Here is an 18499-nt window from a genome sequence, read left to right as displayed (position 1 = left end):
CTGATAACCAGGCAGCCTTTTTTATTTCTGAGAGGCACGATTAAAAAGTGCCTTTTTTCAATTCTCCTACCGCATGATCACAGGCCCTGGCAGTAAGGGCCATATAAGTGAGCGAAGGGTTCTGATTGGCAGAAGAGGTCATGCAGCTGCCATCGGTAACGAAAACATTGCGCACATCGTGCAGCTGGTTCCATTTGTTGAGGACAGACGTTTTAGGATCCAGCCCCATACGGGCCGTTCCCATTTCATGAACACACTCACCCCCGATATAGTCGTAATCAAAGGCCTGAATGTCCTTAAAACCGCCTTTATCGAGCATTTCCGCTGCGCTGTCACGCATATCCGTACGCATCTTTTTCTCATTGTCCTTGATCTCGAAGTTGACACGCACCAGGGGGAGGCCCCATTTGTCTTTTTCACTGTCGTGCAGCACAATGCGGTTGTCTGCATACGGCAGGGTTTCTCCCCAGGCGCTCATCCACATGGCCCATTTACCGGGTGAGGTGAGATGCTTCTTGAATTCAGCACCATAACCATCCATCGTTACCTGATCGTTCCAGGCTTCACGTTCGGCGTAACCCTGGTATCCGAATCCGCGTACATAATCGCTGCGCCGTGTCTGATCATTCACATTCCGGAAGCGGGGGATATATACACCCACAGGGCGGCGGCCTTTGTAATACACATCGTTCCATCCATCGATACGACCCATGGCGCCAACTTTGAAATGATGATCCATCAGGTGGCGGCCTACCAGGTCATGGTTATTGCCCATGCCATTGGTGAACTCGGGAGAGGTGGATTGCAGGAGGATGGAAGCGGTGCCGATGGTGGAAGCATTGAGGAATACGATACGGGAATAAAACTCGGTGGTTTCCTTCGTTTCAGCATCGATGACGGCAACGCCTTTTGCACGCTGCGTTTCTTTATCATACAGCACTTCGCTCACCACGCTGAATGGACGGATGGTGAGGTTACCGGTAGCCATGGCAGCCGGCAGGGTAGATGAGTTACTGCTGAAGTAGCCTCCGAACGGACAGCCACGGGAGCACAGGTTCCGGAACTGGCAGGGGCCGCGGTCTTTAAAACCACGGGTGAGATTGGCAACACGCCCGATAGTAAGCAGGCGGTCCTTGAATTTATCCTTTAGTTGTTGCTGCAGATGTTCTTCCACACAGTTGAGATCCATCGGTGGGAGGAATTCTCCGTCAGGGAGGTGATGCAGTCCTTCGGCCTGGCCGCTCACCCCCACAAATCGTTCCACGTAGTCGTACCAGGGGGATATGTCTTTGTAACGGATAGGCCAGTCTACCCCATGACCATCTTTTGCATTGGCCTCAAAATCGAGGTCGCTGAGGCGGTAGCATTGCCTGCCCCAGGTGAGGGAGCGGCCCCCTACATGATATCCTCTGATCCAGCTGAAAGGCTTATCCTGGATGTAAGGATGATCTTTATCCCTAACGAAGAAATGCTTCGTGCTTTCGTCGTATGCTGCGCTTTGAACAGGGTCTTCTATCCGGTCGGCGTTTAACGTGAGGAGGCGGTGTGGAAATTCCCAGGGGTGCTTTGTAGCAGTAGGGTAATCCTTCACATGTTCCACATTGCGGCCACGTTCCAATAATAAAACCTTCAGTCCTTTCTCACATAGCTCTTTTGCTGCCCAACCACCACTAATACCCGAGCCAACTACGATTGCGTCATAGGATTGCTGCGATGCTGCCTTAATATTGAGGTTCATACTTAAAAATAGAAAAAAGTCCGGTATTGCTACCGGACTTTATATTAGCATTTGTTTTTACAGGTTACTGCTTGATAATTTTAACGCTTTTACCATTGTTCTTATCATCGGTTACGAGTAATACATACATACCGGTTTTCAGTGTTTCAAGCTGAGACAGGCTGATTCTGTGGGTGCCTTTACCAAATTCACCCAGTACTCTGTTGTGAACCAATCTGCCGGACATATCAAATACTCTGGCTGTCAGTCGTTTTGTATTACCATTGTTCTTCACCTCGAGGTTCAGGTTATGAATGAACGGATTCGGGTAGGCAGTCACATCAATTACATTTGCTGCAAGTTGATCATCCTGTGCGGATTTAGCTGCATTACCGGATTCGCTGCCTATTGCCTGAACAGTTCCTATACGGAGTTGCTGCGTAGCCGGAGGAATTACATCCAGACCGGTAGGAGCGGCACCTGTTGCATTGTAACCATGGATCACAAGAGCTCCAAGGTATCCGAAGGTGGAAGCGTTACCCAGGTTCACTTCAATTACCACTTCACCATTTTCATCCGGAACAATGTTTTCCAGCTGCACGGTCTGTGAGGTATTGAAAGAGCAGTTAAGGGTTACAAATTTACCATTCACAGCATACACGGTTGTACGGTCTCCACCACCATCTCTGCTGCCGAAGAATACGAAGGTATATGCCTGAGACTGGTTCAATCCCTGAACGCGCAGTTTGGCAGTTACACCCAGATCGAGCCACCAGGAGCTGCGGATAACATTATCCGGGTACACACCTGAGTTGTTGCCGGTGACCATACCAGATGGGTTCTCACCACTGAAATTCTGAATGATGGTATAGCTGATGCCGGAGTTGTTTCCTCCATCGTTCAGCAGGTTATAAGTGGCGTTTTCTACCGGTACGTTGTTGGCATTGTTCCAGGGCGCCGGAGCAGGATTGTCGCGGTTGAAGTTTACGAAGAGGCTGTAAGCGAATGTGACACCTTTGGCGATATTGCTGAATGGTGATTGCTGAGCGCCTGCGATAGATCTTACTTTATAGAAGTAAGTGGCATTGGCTGCAAGACCATTGTCCTGGTAAGTAACCACGTTTGCAGCGGTTGTACCCATCAGCGTGTACGTACCGTTTTCAGTGCCGGATCTCCATACTTCATATCCAGTTTCGATCATTGAGTTATCATCCCAGGTCAGCGTCATCTGGTTCTTGCTCTTACCGAAAGCCTTCAGGGTACTTGGGGCAATGGGAGTAGTGCTTTCATTGTAGTACTGGATAACCAGTGCGTTGATGACTGCTTCCAGAGAAGCTGCGTTACGGGCAACGGTGAATTCGATTTCGCCGCTGGCGTTGGGAGACAGGCCATTGATCTTGACAGTGTTCTGTGTATTATTTGCAGTGTTCAGCGTTACAGTCTGGCCACCTGCGCTGTAATCAGTATATCTGCCATCTACGTTTGCTCTGCTGCCAAAGAATACGAGGTTGTATTTCCTGTTGAGCGGCAGGTTAGATATCCTGATCCTGCGGGCGAGTCCTGAACTTTCATAGTAAGCTGTACGCATTACTGCATCAGGGAATACGCCGGTTTCACTGCCGGTTACGGCACCTGAAGCGTTTTCACCGGTAAACTGATCGATTACACGGATAGTGATTCCTGTAGCTACGCCATCTTCTCCAACCAGGTTGGCGATGCCGAAGTTATTGTGCGGGAATCCATTGAAGTTATTCCATGGAGCAGGTGCGGGGCTGCTGTTGTTAAAGTTCACAAAGATGGAGGCAATAGATTTGTCTTTCACCACAATGGTAAATGTACGTTCTGTGCTACCGCCTTTATTGTCACTTGCTTTAACCACGATGTCCTTATAAGTACCGATATGCGCGCTACCCGGAGTCAGTGCAATACTACCGGTGCCATTACCATTGTCTGTAAGTACAGCAAATGCAGGCAGGCCGGTTGCGGACAATGTGAGCACATCACCCGCATCGTCTGTAGCAGAAAGGGATACATTCGTCACATCGTCTGTCTTCATCGAAACAGGAGCAATAGCAGCCAATACCGGGTTCTTATTGGAGATAGTAACGCTTACGGTATCAGTTGTTGCAGAAGCACCATAGCTGTTAATTGCCCTGAGTGTGTAGTAGTACTGCGTACCTGCATTCACAGCACCATCGGAATAGGTGGTCAGGTTTGCACCCAGTGTCTGCAGGAGTGTCAGCGGTTCTGAGAGGGTAGTGCCTCTGTAGAGTTCATACGCAGTTTCGTTGAAAGCAACGTCTTTCCAGGTAAGTTTAACGCTATTGTTGTTTACAACAGCAGCTAACTCGCTGGGTTTGGAAGGAGGCACCTGAAGGTCATATGCCACTTCAATTACCATTGCGTTCAGGTAAGAGTAGGCGGAACCTGCACCGGCTGTGAGGTCGAGGAGTACCTCGCCATTTGCATCAGGTACTACGTTCAGCAATCTTACCGTATTGGCAGTATTGTTGGCGGCGTTCAGGGAAACGCTGTTGCCATTGATGGTATAAACGGAAGTCCTGTTGTCACTTACGCTGCCACGGCTTCCGAAGAACGTGAAGTTGTATTTGAAGCTTGCGCCGTAAGTAAGACCGGAAATCTTAATGGTCTGTTTCTGGGTTCCGCTCCAGTAAGCCGAGCGCATCACGTTATCGGGATACACACCGGAATTGTTATTGGTAACGCCACCAAGGTTATTGCTGCCGTTTCCAAGATCCTGCCACCTGGTCATGATGGTAAGAGCAATCGGAGTTGCAGTAAGAGTGGAGTCCTTCAGGTTGGCAAACACATCATTCAGTGCAGGTTGTTTGCTGGTATTGTTCCAGTAACCGGTACCTACGGCATTGGCGGAGCCATCCGTGAAGTTGATGTAAACCATTTTATTCGGGTTCACATCTTTCACTATAATATTGAAGGTTTTAGAGTCTAAACCTTCACGTCCGTCATTTACATTCACAGTTACAGCGTATGTACCTGCATCCAGGAGGGATGGGTTAAGCTGGATATTTGCGCTGTTACCATTAGGTGTAAATGTGGCAAAAGCAGGCAATGAAACAACTTCCCAGGTAAGCACATCCGATGCATTTTGATCGGCGGCTGTTATGGTGAGCTGCTGGCTTGCATTCTCGTTGACTGTAACATCAGCAACAGGTGCGATAACCGGTACGAAGTTGTCACTAACCGTTAGTGTGAATGACTGTACTGCTACACCACTGTTACCGTCGGTAGCCTTGATTTCAATGTTTGCATACACACCCTGATCGGTAGTGGCAGGGTTGAATACCAGCGATCCCGTACCGTTTCCATTATCGGTAATTGAACCGAAAGCAGGGAGGTTAGTGGCGGTTAAAACAAGTGCTTCACCATCTGCATCCGTTGCACTGATGGGGATTACCAGCTGGGTGCCATAGCGCATGGAACGGCTGGAAATTGCAGCCATCACAGGTACGGTATTCTGTGTAATTGCATTTGCTTCGTTAGAGTAATTGCTGGTTCCGCCTTCATTTTTACCGCGCACTTTATAGTAATAACGGGTGTTAGCGAAGAGCGCTGTATCATTAAAGGTAGCCTGAGCACCATTGTTTGCGGCCAGGGTGGCTACCAGTGTGAAGTTGGTATTGTCTGTGATAGAACGGTATACCTGGTAAGCAGTTTCATTGCTGGAATTATCGTTCCAGGTAAGCTGGATTTTAGATCCGGACACTGCGTTGGCAACGAGCCCTGTAGGAGCTGTGGGGGCTGCAGGCAGTGCAAGTGTGGTAGCACGGTTACGGTTATCTACATAGGCACTTGCGGGAATCTGTTGTTTGGAGATACCTGCAGTAGTTGCCTGCCAGCTAACAGTCAAAGCGGATGAACCGGTGTTATCGAAATACGTTACGTAAATCGGATAAGTACCTGCTGTCAGGGTTTTGGTGCCTGATTTTTCCACCGTAAGGAGGCGGGTGCCGTTGTTATCCACCACCATATCTGCTGCGGTAAAACCACCGATATACAGCCTGCTACCGTCATTGGAGCTGGTGTAGAACGTATAGGTGGCGTTTGCAGGTACTGTGAGGTAACCTTCGAATTTCACGGCCCAGTTGTCGGAACGGGGTGTTACACCGAGGTTCACAGTGGTAAGGAGGCCGGTTTTAAGCGGTGTAATAGTGTTAAAGTCAGGCAGGGTGGTAAAGGAGCTGGCGGCTTCATAATAGCTGTAATAGATGCTGTTGCCTGCCAGCTTATGGAATCCGGAGTTGCCCTGCTGGTTCACCGATTTCACTTTATAGAAATAGGTGGTTTGCGGTGCAAGTGCACTATCCTTGAAAGTTATAACATTCGCACTGGTTGAACCAATGATGTCATATGTTCCATTGGCGGCAGTGGAACGGTAAACTTCAAACCCTGTTTCGTTGTTGCTGTTGTCAACCCATGAAACATTAATCGAGTTATGGCTGGCGGCAACTGCTGTCACATCCGTAGGTGCGTTAGGCGGGTTGCTGCCGGCTGGGGGAGCGGTGGGCGAAAGGAAGGATGAAGGAATTTCCTCGCGGGCTGTTACACCGTGCGCGGTATTCTTCCAGTAGAGCTTCATCGTTGCATCACCCGTTGCCTCGAAGAAGGTGGCGGCAATGGGATAAATGCCTGCGGCCAGGTAAATGGTACCTTCCCTGTATTGTGCACCATGTGCTCCGTCGTTATTTACAAGGGCAGTTTTAGTATGGCCATATGTCATATTTACATACAGCTTGCTGCCGTCGTCTGAGTATGTCTCAAAGGTATAATTTCCACTAACCGGGATACGGATGAAACCTTCCCAAAGGAATCCATAGTTATCAGCCCGGTTGGCAACAGAAATATCTGTTGTGCCAGAGATACCGGATTTAATGACGGTTTGGTTTGCAAAGTTTGGTAACGTCGTCCAGGTGCCCTGATAGTATTTATAGTTCAGGCCTGTAACAATAGCTGTTCCGGTAGCCTGGTTGCTGGCAGGGGAGGAGTTGCCGGCAAGGTCTCTGGCTTTTACCGTAAAGGTGTACGATTGGCCGGCTACGAGATTCAGCGCCGTAAAGGTGAGTACATCCCCGTTTACAGTATAGGACTTGAGACCGTTGATATAGATATCGTATTTAACGATGCCCACATCATCCGTAGCCGCATTCCATTTAATGGAAATCTGGCTGGCAGTGCTGCCTGTAACGATCAGGTTTCCAGGAGCAGTGGGAGGAGCACTGTCAGTTTGGGTTTTGCCGCTGGCTTCATTGCTTACAGCAGAAGCAGCGGTATTATTAACAGCACGTACGATATAATAATAAGTAGTATTCGCAATCAGGCCATTATCCGTATAGGTTTGCGCGTTAGCAGGAGTAATGGCAATAAGCTTGTATGGACCTCCTGGGGATGATGCACGGTAGATTTCATATCCGGTTTCGTTGTACTGAGAATTTGGTTTGTCTGTCCAGTTCAACGCGAGTTGCGTCTTGGATAAATCCGTTACATTCAGTCCGCTTGCAGGATCTGGCTTATTGGAGCCATTTGCATCGATTACTTCAAAAGGCGTTGAGAAATCGCTCGAACAGCCAAATTGTTCTGTTACCTTAACGGTATAAATGCCCGGCGTTGTTGCATCATAGGTATTCGCGCTTCCGATAATACTGGGGTCGTTAGTGCGTTTCCATTGATATGATGCATATGAATTAGGAACCTGTAAAGTTACTTTATTCACACCATCGGGTGAAGGGAGTACTTTACTCATTAGCCCTGAAATGGTAATGGGAGGGGGAACGGTGGCACCCTTGAGTTTCACAACAACAGGAATAGGAGACCAAACAGACCAGGTGGTGCCTCTTTTTATACGGGCATCATATGTGCCGGTAGAAGTTACCTGGATGGTATTGGAGTTAGCTCCGGGAATCAGATTGCCGTCTTTTCTCCATTCATATCCGTCGAAACCAGCGGTAAGACCAACAGTTAATGAAATGGGATCGCCGGGACAGAACTCAGTTCTTCCCGAAAGAGGCCAGGGATTCGCTTTATTGGCTCTGCTCATGTAGGGGAAGAAGTCTGCCTCATTCCAGGCATTACCCCATATACCGTGCCCACCCGGATAGATGGAAAGTTTCATATTAGCACCTGCGGCGGTGGCAGTACTATAAACGCCCTGAGCAATAGAGGGGTGGGGTTTAGGGTCAGAAGCACCCTGGAACCACCAGATGGGGGTCCATTTATAAACTTCTATACTGTTGGCCAATTCGGGATAGGCAGCGCTGATCGGGCCAATCGCGGCAACATCTTTAGGGAAACGAAGAAGAAACTCCCAGGTAGATACACCACCTCCGGAAAGTCCTTCAACAGTCAGTCTGTTGACATCTACATTGATCTGTGTAGGGAAAAAGTTATGAACCAGCTCGCGGATGGCATCATAATAAGATGGGCCGAAATAACCGGACTGGTTCTGGGGATAAAGGAGGAATCCATCGAATGTACCGTTGTTGACCATTTGCATATGCTTTTGGCCACCATGGTAAAGCTGGAATTCGTTATCGAATTCTGAGCCTTTTTCACCGATACCGTGGAAGAAAACAATAATCGGATACTTCTTAGCACCCGAGGGGTCATAATTGGCCGGGAATTTCAGTCTGAAAGCCATGCCTTTGTAGTAATAGGCCTTGTACTGGTCAGTGTTCCAGCCAAGGTTCCTGTTGGTGCGCACCCACTTACCGATACTACCCCATGCAGGATATGCCGGGGGAGCAGCCGGGTTGTATGTTACAACCGGATCGTTGGGGTCTAGCACTTGTGCATTGGCATTCTTTACTCCAAATAGGAGCATGAAAACAAGTAGGTGGTAGAAATATTTCATATGAGGTAGATTGGCTCTAACAAATTATTGATTGCAAGTGAACATGCACATTGCTTGGTTACCAGCCGAAGCCGGTTTTAATCATTAAAGCTTTTCCAGGATGGGGTCAAAATATTACGCGAGGTAGCGGTTGGTACTTACAGAGGTATGGTAAAAAATATTACTTGTAAGAAGATTACAGTGCAATTTATATAGAATACTTCACTTCATATGCAGAAATTCGTGAAAGCCTAAAAATGAATGGTAAATGGCATATTTCAGTCGATAAATGTACACTGTGTTTTGGTATGATATAAAATAATATAGTATTAATTAATAACATACTTCCTGCGCATTCTGGGGCCATGTAATATACTTCCGATAAAACTGTACCGTATAAACAAGTGATAAGTGCCAATCCCAAAGCCTGTAGTAATAAGCAATACAAGGAAAAAACGGCATGCACCCGGCACAGGGCTGTGAAGGAATGCAATCTGTAAGCCGGCTACTACAGCCAGGTGCACCAGGTACAACCAGTAAGCCGCATCAGAGATATACCGGAAAGTATCGTTCTGCCGGTTAAGGTACCTGAGAAAGAAGCCCATCACACCAAACGTCAGTAACATCGTTTGTAATGCTACCCCTGCCTTAACGAGTACCGGAGATAAAGTTATCCCTGTTGGCAGTACCACCACCGAAAATAAAGCCAGGGCTATGCATGTTCCGGTCAGGAGGTAAAGGCCGGTACGCCTGGCAATCAGCTCCAGCTGCCCACTATTTTTGTGGACATAATAACCCAGGATGAAGAAGAATCCGTAGTAAAGAAGATGAGATATTTTTGGGAATATACCGGTTGAAACTTCAACCACAGGCCCCTCAAAGAATAACAGATGTATTCCGGCCAACATCAGCGTAGCCAGAAGCAGCTGCTCTATTTTACCGAAGTTAAATGACCATTTTAACAGCACTGCCGGGATCAGATTCTGAATTCTTCTATGCAGCAATAACAACATGCCGCAATAGAAAATCATCAGGTAATACAGGAACCATAAATGCGCCATCCCGTTCCAGCGAAACATCTGCACACGGAAATGCGCCATGGCATCCGTATATGAAAGCTGCTCTGCTATGAAGTACTTATAATAGAGAAATGGAGCAATTGTAAAAGGAAGAATGAATATCAGGCTGCCCGCAAAAGGTATGGCGATCCGCTTAATTCGGTGCGATATGAAATCCTTTTCGCCTATTTTCAAATACAACATCCTGGCAAAGAAGCCTGCAACAAGGTAAAACAGCTGCATGCGGAATGTATGAATCATCCAATAGGCACCGTCGTACCAATAGGAATGATAGGTATCATCTGCCGGCCATGTAGGATTCGGAAAAACCTTATAGGCTATGGCTGCATGCAATACTATACCAAGCAGCATTGCCATGGCACGCAAAGCATCCAGCCCGTATATTCTCTTGTCTTCTTTAATTGTCACTTTGGTAGGTATTAAACTTAGACAATACTACGTTTAGCTTTATCCCACACAGCAGACTGGCTTTTTGATACAAACCGCCCAAATCCCTGAAACACCGCCAGGTTCATAAAGACAAAATAAAACGGGATATAGAATAACCCGCTTTTAGTATTCCGCTGGGCCTGCAGGTAGCCAATTATGGACATGCCATAAAAAAGCACCTGCCCGGCAAACATCAGGCTATAAAAAATGCCTGCTCCTGAAATTACCAATATAAAGTTGCTTATCAGAAGTATTGGCATACTCAGCGGGCTTAGCGTCCATCTCAGCACCCGGTGAGAAATGTATTGGAATGAAAGGAGAGGGTACTTGAAAATGTTCAGCAGATCACTGAGTAGTATGATTGACTGAAAGCCGCCTGCACAGATACGGACTTTCCGTTTGTGTTCTTCGTTAATAGAGAAAGAAGGGGCCTCCATTGCATATGCATCTGGTGCGTAGGCAATGCGGTACCCCTTCATGTTGATGCGCAGTGAAATCACGAAATCGTCGAGGATTACGTTTTCTTCCACAGGCTGGTACAGGGAGGTCCGGATAGAGAATAATTCTCCGGCCGCACCGACAACGGAGTATAATTCCGCGTCCAGTTTCTTGAGATAAGATTCATATTTCCAGTAAATACCTTCGGTATCTGCGGCATTAGCATCTCCATTTGCAATAACTCTTTTCTCTCCGGCCACGCCGCCTGTTAAGGGATCTTCATAATGCCGCACTATATTTCGTACGGCCTGGCTGTTGAGGAGGGTATTGGCGTCGCAGAAGATCACGAAAGGAGTCTGGACACATTTCATTGCCCGGTTGATAGCGGCAGTTTTGCCGGAACGCTGAGGTTCGTGCAACAGTTTTACACGCGGTTCTTCCCTGATTATATCCGGCGTGCCGTCGGAAGAACCATCGGTAATGAAAATGATAGTCAGCTTGTCTTCCGGATAATCCAGCGCAAGACAGTTTTCTATTTTCTGCCGGATAAAATCTGCTTCATTATAAGCAGCTACCAACAGCGTTACAGGAGGAACAAGATCCAGCTGTTCACGATCAGGTGAATGAAATAACCGTTTTATACGGGTGAACAGGACCAGCAGGATCCCGTATCCGAGATAATTATAAAAAAGGATAAACAGACTGAGATAAAAAAGGATGTAAAAAACGGTCATGGCTGATACTTTTAGCTTGTGGCCCAGCATTTCTGTCCGGCAGAAAGCGGGATGCTGCCGCGATAAATTCCGGGCATGTAATCGTATTGAAGGCCTTTCGTAGCACCCTGCATGGAAGTACAGTAGCTGATGACCGTATATTTTTTCATTGTCTGGAAGAAAGCAGGACCAATGAGTTTATTCATCGCTTTTGCGCGCAGGCCTTTACCGGAGCGGTCGCGTACCTCGAAGTATGCTGTAATGGCATCCTTCTGCTGTTCGTTGCAGCTGAGGTAGGGCTGGCCGAATCGGGAGCGGGCATAGTCCTCCACGTCTGCCAGTCCGGTCAGGAACCTGTTCTGGGCATTCCGGGGAGCGCATTCGCGGATGAGGCGGATGATCATTTCTCCGGCACCGGCGCTTTTGGCGCCAGGTGTATCGGTTTCCGGAATGATCGTTTCCGCCAGCTCATCAATCATCGGACGGAGAGCGTCGAGGCCTGCCAGGTCCGGTTTTTTATAGTACCGGAACCAGGTAAAGCCTCCGCCGGCCGCTAAGCCGGCACCGCCAAGCATCAGCAGGCGTCCGATAGCCTTACGTCTGTTCATCGCTTTTTCGGTTTGAGGGCGTACGTTTTTTTATACTGCAGGAGCCATTCGTAAATATTCATCCCGTTTTCACGGTACTTAGGAGTATAGAACGAACTCCAGCAACAGTGCGCACCGGGATACAGCGTAAGCTTTGTAAGGCCTTTGCCATAACGGGCTGTACTATCCATGTTCCGTTTTATATTATCCCTGAAGTAGTCATCATTTGTGCCTACAAAGTACCAGGTATGAATATTGTGTTTAGCTACCAGCTGGAAGCGCTTCAGATAAGGCGAGTCCAGTCCGGCGGGTGACATAGTCACACATGCGGCGATCCTGGCAGACAGGTCATCATCATGGGTTTTGGCGGACTCTACAGACCATCCTCCGGCACTGTAGCCGGTGAGATAAATCCGTGTAGTGTCTACCGGATACCGCTTGATGATATCGCTCAGCATAGCATTAACGTTCTGAGGAGGGGTCGACCAGCCTTCTTCCAGCGGTGCAACCACGATGAATTTATATAGCTTCCCGTCTGTTTTGCTGACACCTTCTATTTTCTTCCCTTCTTTGATTTGTTTGGCAACGCCTTCCTTGAAGATCTTCGCAGGATCAGTTCCTGCGATGCTTCTGCCATGGAATGCAACGAGAAGAGGATATCTTTCTCCCGGAACCATTCCTTCAGGCGTATAAATCAATGCCTGCCTTGACTGCCACTGTGTCACCTTAATATCAATCTTTTTCATCGGTGCATACGGCCCATCCTGTAGTGCTGTAGTAAGCGTCATCGCCAACGCCAGCACATTGCCTAACATCATAATCGGACGATTGTTGTTAAAGAAGAATAACGAGGGAGCATTAGAGCATCAGCATAACCTGCTCCAGCGTTGTACCAACCATTTCTTCCAGCTTCAGCTTGGCTTGACGGAGGTCTTTTTCCAACAATACCTTTTTGCCCATTTCGGCATTGTACAGGCGGTAAGATTCCTTGTACATCTGGAGCGGCATAGTTTCGTCTCCGGCACGGAATTTCTCCTCAGCCTGTGAGTATTGCTGCAGCACGTCTTCCAGCACGGGCAGGTGCAGTTCGTATAATTGTTTGGCGGCAGCATACTCTTCATATTGCTGCAGTACGAGTGCCTTTGCATTCAGCGCTACGCCCTGTTCCTGTGTTTCCAGCAGTTTCTTTTCCGCACGGGTACGTTTTACCTCATTGGGGATCTTGATCAGGTTTCCGATGGGGATCAGCACACCAAAATTATAACGGGGGTAGAAAGTCTGGAAGTTGTTATTATTGTTATTACTGTTCCCCTTAATGGTGAATTCGTTCAGGTTACCTGCGGCTGTGAAGTGGTTCAGCCAGGCAGATCCTGCGATGTTTGTTTCGTACTTGTTGATTTGCTTGCGAACGGCATATTCCTGCATATCCGGATGCTTCATGGCGAGTTCCACCAGTTTAGCTTTGAAGCGGGCTACGGTTGAGCGGTCTGCAGGCAGATTCAGTAAAACGGATGTATCCTTTCTCTGCACCTGCGCCTGTGTTGATAAGGAGATCGCCAGCGTAACAACGACCAAGGAAATACATTTCATGTTCATGGATTTTGAGTGTATAAGTATTTTATTTTCAGTAGTATAGCAGTGAATGCATTCAGCATGATGGCAGATTCCACCAGCGTAGAAGCATCTTGCGTGTATTGTGCTAAAGACATTTCGAATACTGCGGCTGCGATGCCGATCATCAGTAGTTTATCGAGTTCATTATTTAGTTTAAAGTAATTGGATACCGCCATCTGTATGAGGAGGTAGAAGTTCGCCACCATCAGAATAAGTCCCAGCCAGCCGGTTTCTAGCACTCCACGGAGGTAACCATTGTCTGTCTGCAGATTAGCCAGCTGGTGGCCGCGGTGGAAAATCATCGCATTTCCTCCAGTAGTCATCACCCCGCCACCGAAAGGGTGGGAGTAGATGTAAGGCTGTGCAACTGCCCGGTTACGGTCGCGCACATTCACCGATTCATCCTGTTTTCCCAGAAATGCCGTACGTACCCGGATGACGGTAGGATTGCCGTGGAACGGGCCGAAGAGGATTAACACCGCACAGAAGCTAAAGGCCATCGCCACCAGGATCGTATTTCGTTTCTGCATGTTGGCAATGAAGAATAGCATCAGGCCGGCAGGCAGCATCACGTACCCGGTACGTGTACCGGAATATCCCAGGGCCAGCAGGTGGAAGATGATAATCAGTATCAATACAGCTTTCTTCGGAAAACTCATTGTTTTGCTGCTGGCTGTAAGGAGGATCATACAGATCACAATGTTACAGGCCATGATTATCCCGAAAGATGCCGCGTCGGACATAAAAGAGTATATCCGGATACCAGACAGAATGATAGTCGTATTGAACAGCTTGGGATACTTCGCCATAAATGCCCTTTCATAAGGCATCAGGCCAAACCATTGCTGCATACAGGCATAAAGGGCGGCCGCCGTGCAGATCGCGATCCAGAACTTGAAGAATGTATGAACATCCTTCATATTGTTAAAGACGTTCAGTGCCAGCAACAGGAACAATACGTTGCGCATGATCACCCGCATAAAGATGGCCCAGCCGGTGGGGTTGAACCCATAAGGATTCGCTATCTGCAGGATCAGCACCAGGATATACAGATAGGTGGCTACCAGCAACGGATCTTTCAGGAAGTTTACCTTTTTGAAGGTGGGATCGCCACGGCTAATCAGGCAGCCCAGCAGCGAGCATAATAATAGCCCGTCCATCACTATCCCCGTACTCATTTCGGACCCCGACATCCTTTCCAGCATGGGCAGGATCAGCGTAATCGTGATATACAGGTAGAAACCCAGTTTATAGTACATGATACATAACAGGCTGGTCGCCATACCCAGTATTGCTATTACTACCACCACGGAAATCTTATAGTCAGTGGCGGCAACGTAAGCGATAGCCGGGATCAGCAGGAGCCAGAGGAGGACGAGAAGCCAGTTACGTTTTTTATTTTTATCGAGTGCGAGCATTGGATTAACCAAAAACTGTTTTGAATGCCAGGAAAAGTAAAACTGCGCCTACGAAAATCATCAGCAGCGCCTGGTGAAGTGATTCACTGACTATTTTCTTTTCTGCTTTTTTCTTCAACTTCATAAGGCCAGCATATTATTGAATGTCACTTTTTTTTCGCCTTCTTTCCGGGGCGTTTCCCGAAAAGGGCCCTTGAACAGGTAATGCATACCCATGCGCAGCATCAGGCGGTATATTACAATCGACAGATATATCCCGGCTACAACAAGGAGGAAAGTGGTCAGCGTCACATTGGCGGCAATACCGATTTTTATGAACAGATTCCTCAGAAGGAATACGATACCCACATGCAGCAGATATATATACAGGGAATAATGCCCTATCGTCCGTAAAAAGCCAAGCTTACCATGTTTATCCAGCAGCATAGACGCCATAATTACCACGATGCCTCCCACAACTGCCAGGGCAGAGAACAGGTAAATATTCATATCCTGATGCTGCATGCAGTAATACTGAACAGCAAGGAACACCGGGAACAGTATCAGCAGGCGGGGAAATGACGATAAGAAGCGCTGCACGTTATCCTGGAAGAAGTACCTGGCTGCCTGATGACCGCAGGCGAAGTAGATATAATACTGCATTACATCTGACAGGGTACTGAAATCTCCCGCGAAAGGCTTTAAGCTGAGTAACACCACACCAATAATCAGCTGCATCCACGCGCGGAGTTTTAATACCTGATCTGCAAAAAGGTACAATGCAGAAACGTTAAACAAAGCCAGCAGGTACCATAACTGGAGCATACTTCGTGGATGGATAAGGATATCGAGGTAATTGCCTATTCCCTTTTTGAAGTTGGTATATTCAGAAAAGAGAAGTTGCAGTGTCAGTTGAATAACCGCCCATACCAGGTACGGATATAAAAGGGTATTAACCCTGGATATCAGAAAATTATCAGCTCCCTTCTTTAAAACGCTGGAAGCAAAGAATAAGCCGGATAAGAAGAAAAATAGTGGCATGCGGAAACCATACAGCATTTCGTTTGCGTCCATCAACGCCGGGGTAATTTCTATTCCCCGGTACAACAATCCATAAATCACATGGCGGTATACAACAAATATGATGGCAATGCCTTTGGCATAATCCACCCACGGATACCTACCCGCTCCTGGTGCGGAGAGCGAGAATATTGAGTGAGATGTTTCATGTTTCGTTTGCATATTTAAAATAGGGGGTTAAATCATAATTCCAGGTAATCATCACTTATATTATTCAATACCGCACCCAGGAATTTATCGTTCAGCGAATGGAGGAAATCAATGGAATCTTTATCGTTCTGTTTCAGCGTAGCATTGGAGTTGAATATAGCTACAACGGACTCTGCATATTTCTCTAACTCTTTACTGTCCGTATAATCGTTCAGGGGAGCACCTTCCATAAGGATAAAGTCGTAGTGCTCTTTCAGCTCATGGAGGTAATTAAGGAGGTGATTGGGTGGAAGTATCTCGGTAGGGGTGTAGTCGCCTCCCTTACAGCCGATCACTCCGATATTCTCAATCGCATAAGTTGTGATCAGCTCTTCCACCTTATCATAAGAATATTCATCACGCGGCATGGAGAAGGTTTCCAGTGTTGGCTTTGCGCTCAGGGCAACAGTAAGGTCGTTATTACAGAAGTTGGTATCGATAACGAGTACTTTCTTGTTACTAAGGCTAAGGCTATAGGCCACGGCCTGTACCAGCGTTGTTTTACCCTGTTGCGATTCGGTACTGGTGAAGAGGAAGATAGATTTCCCGCTTTTCTCCATTTCGAACCGCAGCTTTCGCAAAAGCTCCCGGAAACTGTTCTGCCGTTTACGGATGTCTTTAGAATTTTCATTCGCCTGCAATACTTCAAGAATGCTGTACTTGTGAAGATCGGCATGGTTAACAGTTGCGATCAGCTTCAGATCCACGCTCTTCAGGAAGTTGGAGGGCGATTTTATGCTGGTATCGAACAGCTCTTTAAAAATGATACCAAGGGAGGTGAGGAAGAAAACGGCCATGCCGGTCATACCCATGATAATCGCACGTTTGGAGGATTCCGGTTTGAAGGCCGGCTGCCCTTTCAGTGTTTGGCGGAAGTTATCGGTAGGAACGGTACGGTTGTCAATGGCAGAGTTCATTTTCTCTTTCAGGCGGTTATACTCATCCTGTGCCAGCTGTACTTCCTGCTGGAGGGTGCCAACCGTAGCTTCTTTATTTGCATAGGAACCGAGAGAGCCTTTCAGTGAACGGATCTTTTGCTCCAGTACTGCTATATTCTTCTGAGATGCATTAATGTCGGCTTCCATGGTTTCCTTACGCTGGATCAGCTCTTCTTTGGTTATCACGGAAGAAGGCACGCCGGTGCTGGTGGTAGGCAGTGCGGATTCTGCCTGCTGGAGCTGCTTGCGTAGTTGTTTTATCTTTTCGTCCAGGTCATCATCCTGTGTACCGGAACGAAGCTTTTCATCATTGAGGCGGTTGATTTCCTTACGTAATGATACCACACTTGCATTAGCATTTGCGGAGCCGTAAGTAACCTTACCTGAGCTCGCGTTGGCGATCTGGGTATTGAGGGTAGCCAGGGTAGAGGTCATGATATTAAGGCTGGCACGTTCGTCCAGCAGTGCTTTTTCAAGCTGGCTGATCAGCCCCAGTTCCGACCCGCTGGCTGCTTCGATGTTGAGGACGCCTTCAGATGTTTTATACATACGCAGTGCTTCCACTTTGGCATCCAGCTCTGTTTTCTTCTGGTTAACCAGTTCTGCGAAGGTTTCCACGTTCTCAACTGTACGTTCGGAACGCAGGCTGCGGTAATAACGGATAAATTCATTGTAAAGGGTGTTCACCACGAAGGCAGACTGCTCGGGGTTTTCCGAACGGTAGGCTATATCAATATAATCCGTACGGGTTACACGGTTCACATTCAGCATCTTGCGGATTCCTTCATAGTCGAATTTGCAGAGTTTCATGTATTCCTGCACTTTACGCTCTTCGGGGTCGTAAGACGAGAGCATTTGCAGTGAATCCATCTTCTGGCGGCAGATGCGAATGGCGGCATCACGGTTAAAGGCCAGGTATTCTTTTGACTTGAGTTCCTGCTCCGACAGTACAACGAACGGCTTTGGGCTGGTAAGGTCGTGTAACAGCAGCTGGTAGGAGAGGAGGCTGATCACAAGGGGAGAAGTCATGGTTTGCATGGCGTTCTCGAACTTGACATCGGCTTCAAAAATATTGTTGCCTTCGTCACGGAGGGTGATCTGGTCTTTAATGGTGAATCCTGTGGAGATCTGGGCAGTGGATGAATAGAGTCGGGGGCGGCCCATGGTGAAGAAGAAGGCAGCGGCGATCGCGAGGAAAGTTCCACCGATGATCCACCATTTCTTTTTCAGTAACGCCTTTATGAAATATATTATGTCCATATCAATTATTTTTTTTCATTAACTATCACTGCTTAAAAAAGCCGGTTAAAACCGGATAATTTAAAACTTGCGAAAGTTTTTATTCTTGAACTGTACAGCGCTTTTAGTAATCGTTTATAGCATTGCACAGCATTTTCAGCCTTGTCAAATTCAAAGGAATGGTAAAAAATAATTGCCGCACGAAGGGCATCGA

10 protein-coding genes are annotated in these 18499 nt (G+C 47.5%); all 10 read right to left on the bottom strand.

What is annotated here, in order from left to right:
- Positions 1-40: 40 nt before the first annotated feature.
- On the bottom strand, positions 41-1738 hold the full coding sequence (locus DEV76_RS24405; RefSeq protein WP_109700572.1) for a GMC oxidoreductase: 1698 nt from the start codon (positions 1736-1738) through the stop codon (positions 41-43).
- A 64-nt stretch (positions 1739-1802) separates the two neighbouring features.
- Positions 1803-8573, bottom strand: a complete 6771-nt coding sequence (locus DEV76_RS24400; RefSeq protein WP_198652219.1) for a fibronectin type III domain-containing protein — start codon at positions 8571-8573, stop codon at positions 1803-1805.
- 338 nt (positions 8574-8911) lie between these two features.
- Positions 8912-10069, bottom strand: coding sequence for an acyltransferase family protein (locus tag DEV76_RS24395; RefSeq protein WP_157963091.1), 1158 nt, complete (start codon positions 10067-10069; stop codon positions 8912-8914).
- A gap of 17 nt (positions 10070-10086) precedes the next feature.
- A complete protein-coding gene (locus DEV76_RS24390) occupies positions 10087-11262 on the bottom strand; it encodes a glycosyltransferase family 2 protein (protein ID WP_109700592.1) in 1176 nt (391 codons plus the stop codon).
- An 11-nt stretch (positions 11263-11273) separates the two neighbouring features.
- Positions 11274-11849, bottom strand: a complete 576-nt coding sequence (locus DEV76_RS24385; RefSeq protein WP_109700569.1) for a gluconate 2-dehydrogenase subunit 3 family protein — start codon at positions 11847-11849, stop codon at positions 11274-11276.
- On the bottom strand, positions 11846-12646 hold the full coding sequence (locus tag DEV76_RS24380; RefSeq protein WP_109700568.1) for a carboxylesterase family protein: 801 nt from the start codon (positions 12644-12646) through the stop codon (positions 11846-11848). Before DEV76_RS24380 ends, DEV76_RS24385 begins: the two co-directional genes overlap by 4 nt.
- A gap of 40 nt (positions 12647-12686) precedes the next feature.
- Complete coding sequence (locus DEV76_RS24375) at positions 12687-13418, bottom strand: TolC family protein (protein ID WP_157963090.1); 732 nt, start codon at positions 13416-13418, stop codon at positions 12687-12689.
- Between the two features lie 2 nt (positions 13419-13420).
- The gene (locus DEV76_RS24370) at positions 13421-14860 is read right to left on the bottom strand and encodes an O-antigen ligase family protein (protein ID WP_109700566.1); all 1440 of its coding nucleotides are present in this window, start codon (positions 14858-14860) and stop codon (positions 13421-13423) included.
- A 120-nt stretch (positions 14861-14980) separates the two neighbouring features.
- Positions 14981-16081 carry an acyltransferase family protein gene (locus tag DEV76_RS24365; RefSeq protein ID WP_109700565.1) on the bottom strand — a complete coding sequence of 367 codons (1101 nt, stop codon included), beginning with the start codon at positions 16079-16081 and terminating at the stop codon, positions 14981-14983.
- A gap of 20 nt (positions 16082-16101) precedes the next feature.
- A complete protein-coding gene (locus tag DEV76_RS24360) occupies positions 16102-18306 on the bottom strand; it encodes an exopolysaccharide transport family protein (protein WP_109700564.1) in 2205 nt (734 codons plus the stop codon).
- Between the last annotated feature and the right edge of the window lie 193 nt (positions 18307-18499).

It is taken from the genome of Chitinophaga deserti (assembly GCF_003149455.1).
Classification (GTDB): domain Bacteria; phylum Bacteroidota; class Bacteroidia; order Chitinophagales; family Chitinophagaceae; genus Chitinophaga; species Chitinophaga deserti.
Note: the sequence above shows the minus strand (reverse complement) of the source record. Positions and strands in the feature narration are given on the sequence as shown.

What these genes read in the sequence shown, in the direction of transcription:
- DEV76_RS24360 (WP_109700564.1), bottom strand. Translation starts at nt 18,306, where the DNA reads ATGGACATAATATATTTCATAAAGGCGTTACTGAAAAAGAAATGGTGG.
- DEV76_RS24370 (WP_109700566.1), bottom strand. Translation starts at nt 14,860, where the DNA reads ATGCTCGCACTCGATAAAAATAAAAAACGTAACTGGCTTCTCGTCCTC.
- DEV76_RS24400 (WP_198652219.1), bottom strand. Translation starts at nt 8,573, where the DNA reads ATGCTCCTATTTGGAGTAAAGAATGCCAATGCACAAGTGCTAGACCCC.
- DEV76_RS24380 (WP_109700568.1), bottom strand. Translation starts at nt 12,646, where the DNA reads ATGATGTTAGGCAATGTGCTGGCGTTGGCGATGACGCTTACTACAGCA.
- DEV76_RS24385 (WP_109700569.1), bottom strand. Translation starts at nt 11,849, where the DNA reads ATGAACAGACGTAAGGCTATCGGACGCCTGCTGATGCTTGGCGGTGCC.
- DEV76_RS24390 (WP_109700592.1), bottom strand. Translation starts at nt 11,262, where the DNA reads ATGACCGTTTTTTACATCCTTTTTTATCTCAGTCTGTTTATCCTTTTT.
- DEV76_RS24365 (WP_109700565.1), bottom strand. Translation starts at nt 16,081, where the DNA reads ATGCAAACGAAACATGAAACATCTCACTCAATATTCTCGCTCTCCGCA.
- DEV76_RS24405 (WP_109700572.1), bottom strand. Translation starts at nt 1,738, where the DNA reads ATGAACCTCAATATTAAGGCAGCATCGCAGCAATCCTATGACGCAATC.
- DEV76_RS24375 (WP_157963090.1), bottom strand. Translation starts at nt 13,418, where the DNA reads ATGAAATGTATTTCCTTGGTCGTTGTTACGCTGGCGATCTCCTTATCA.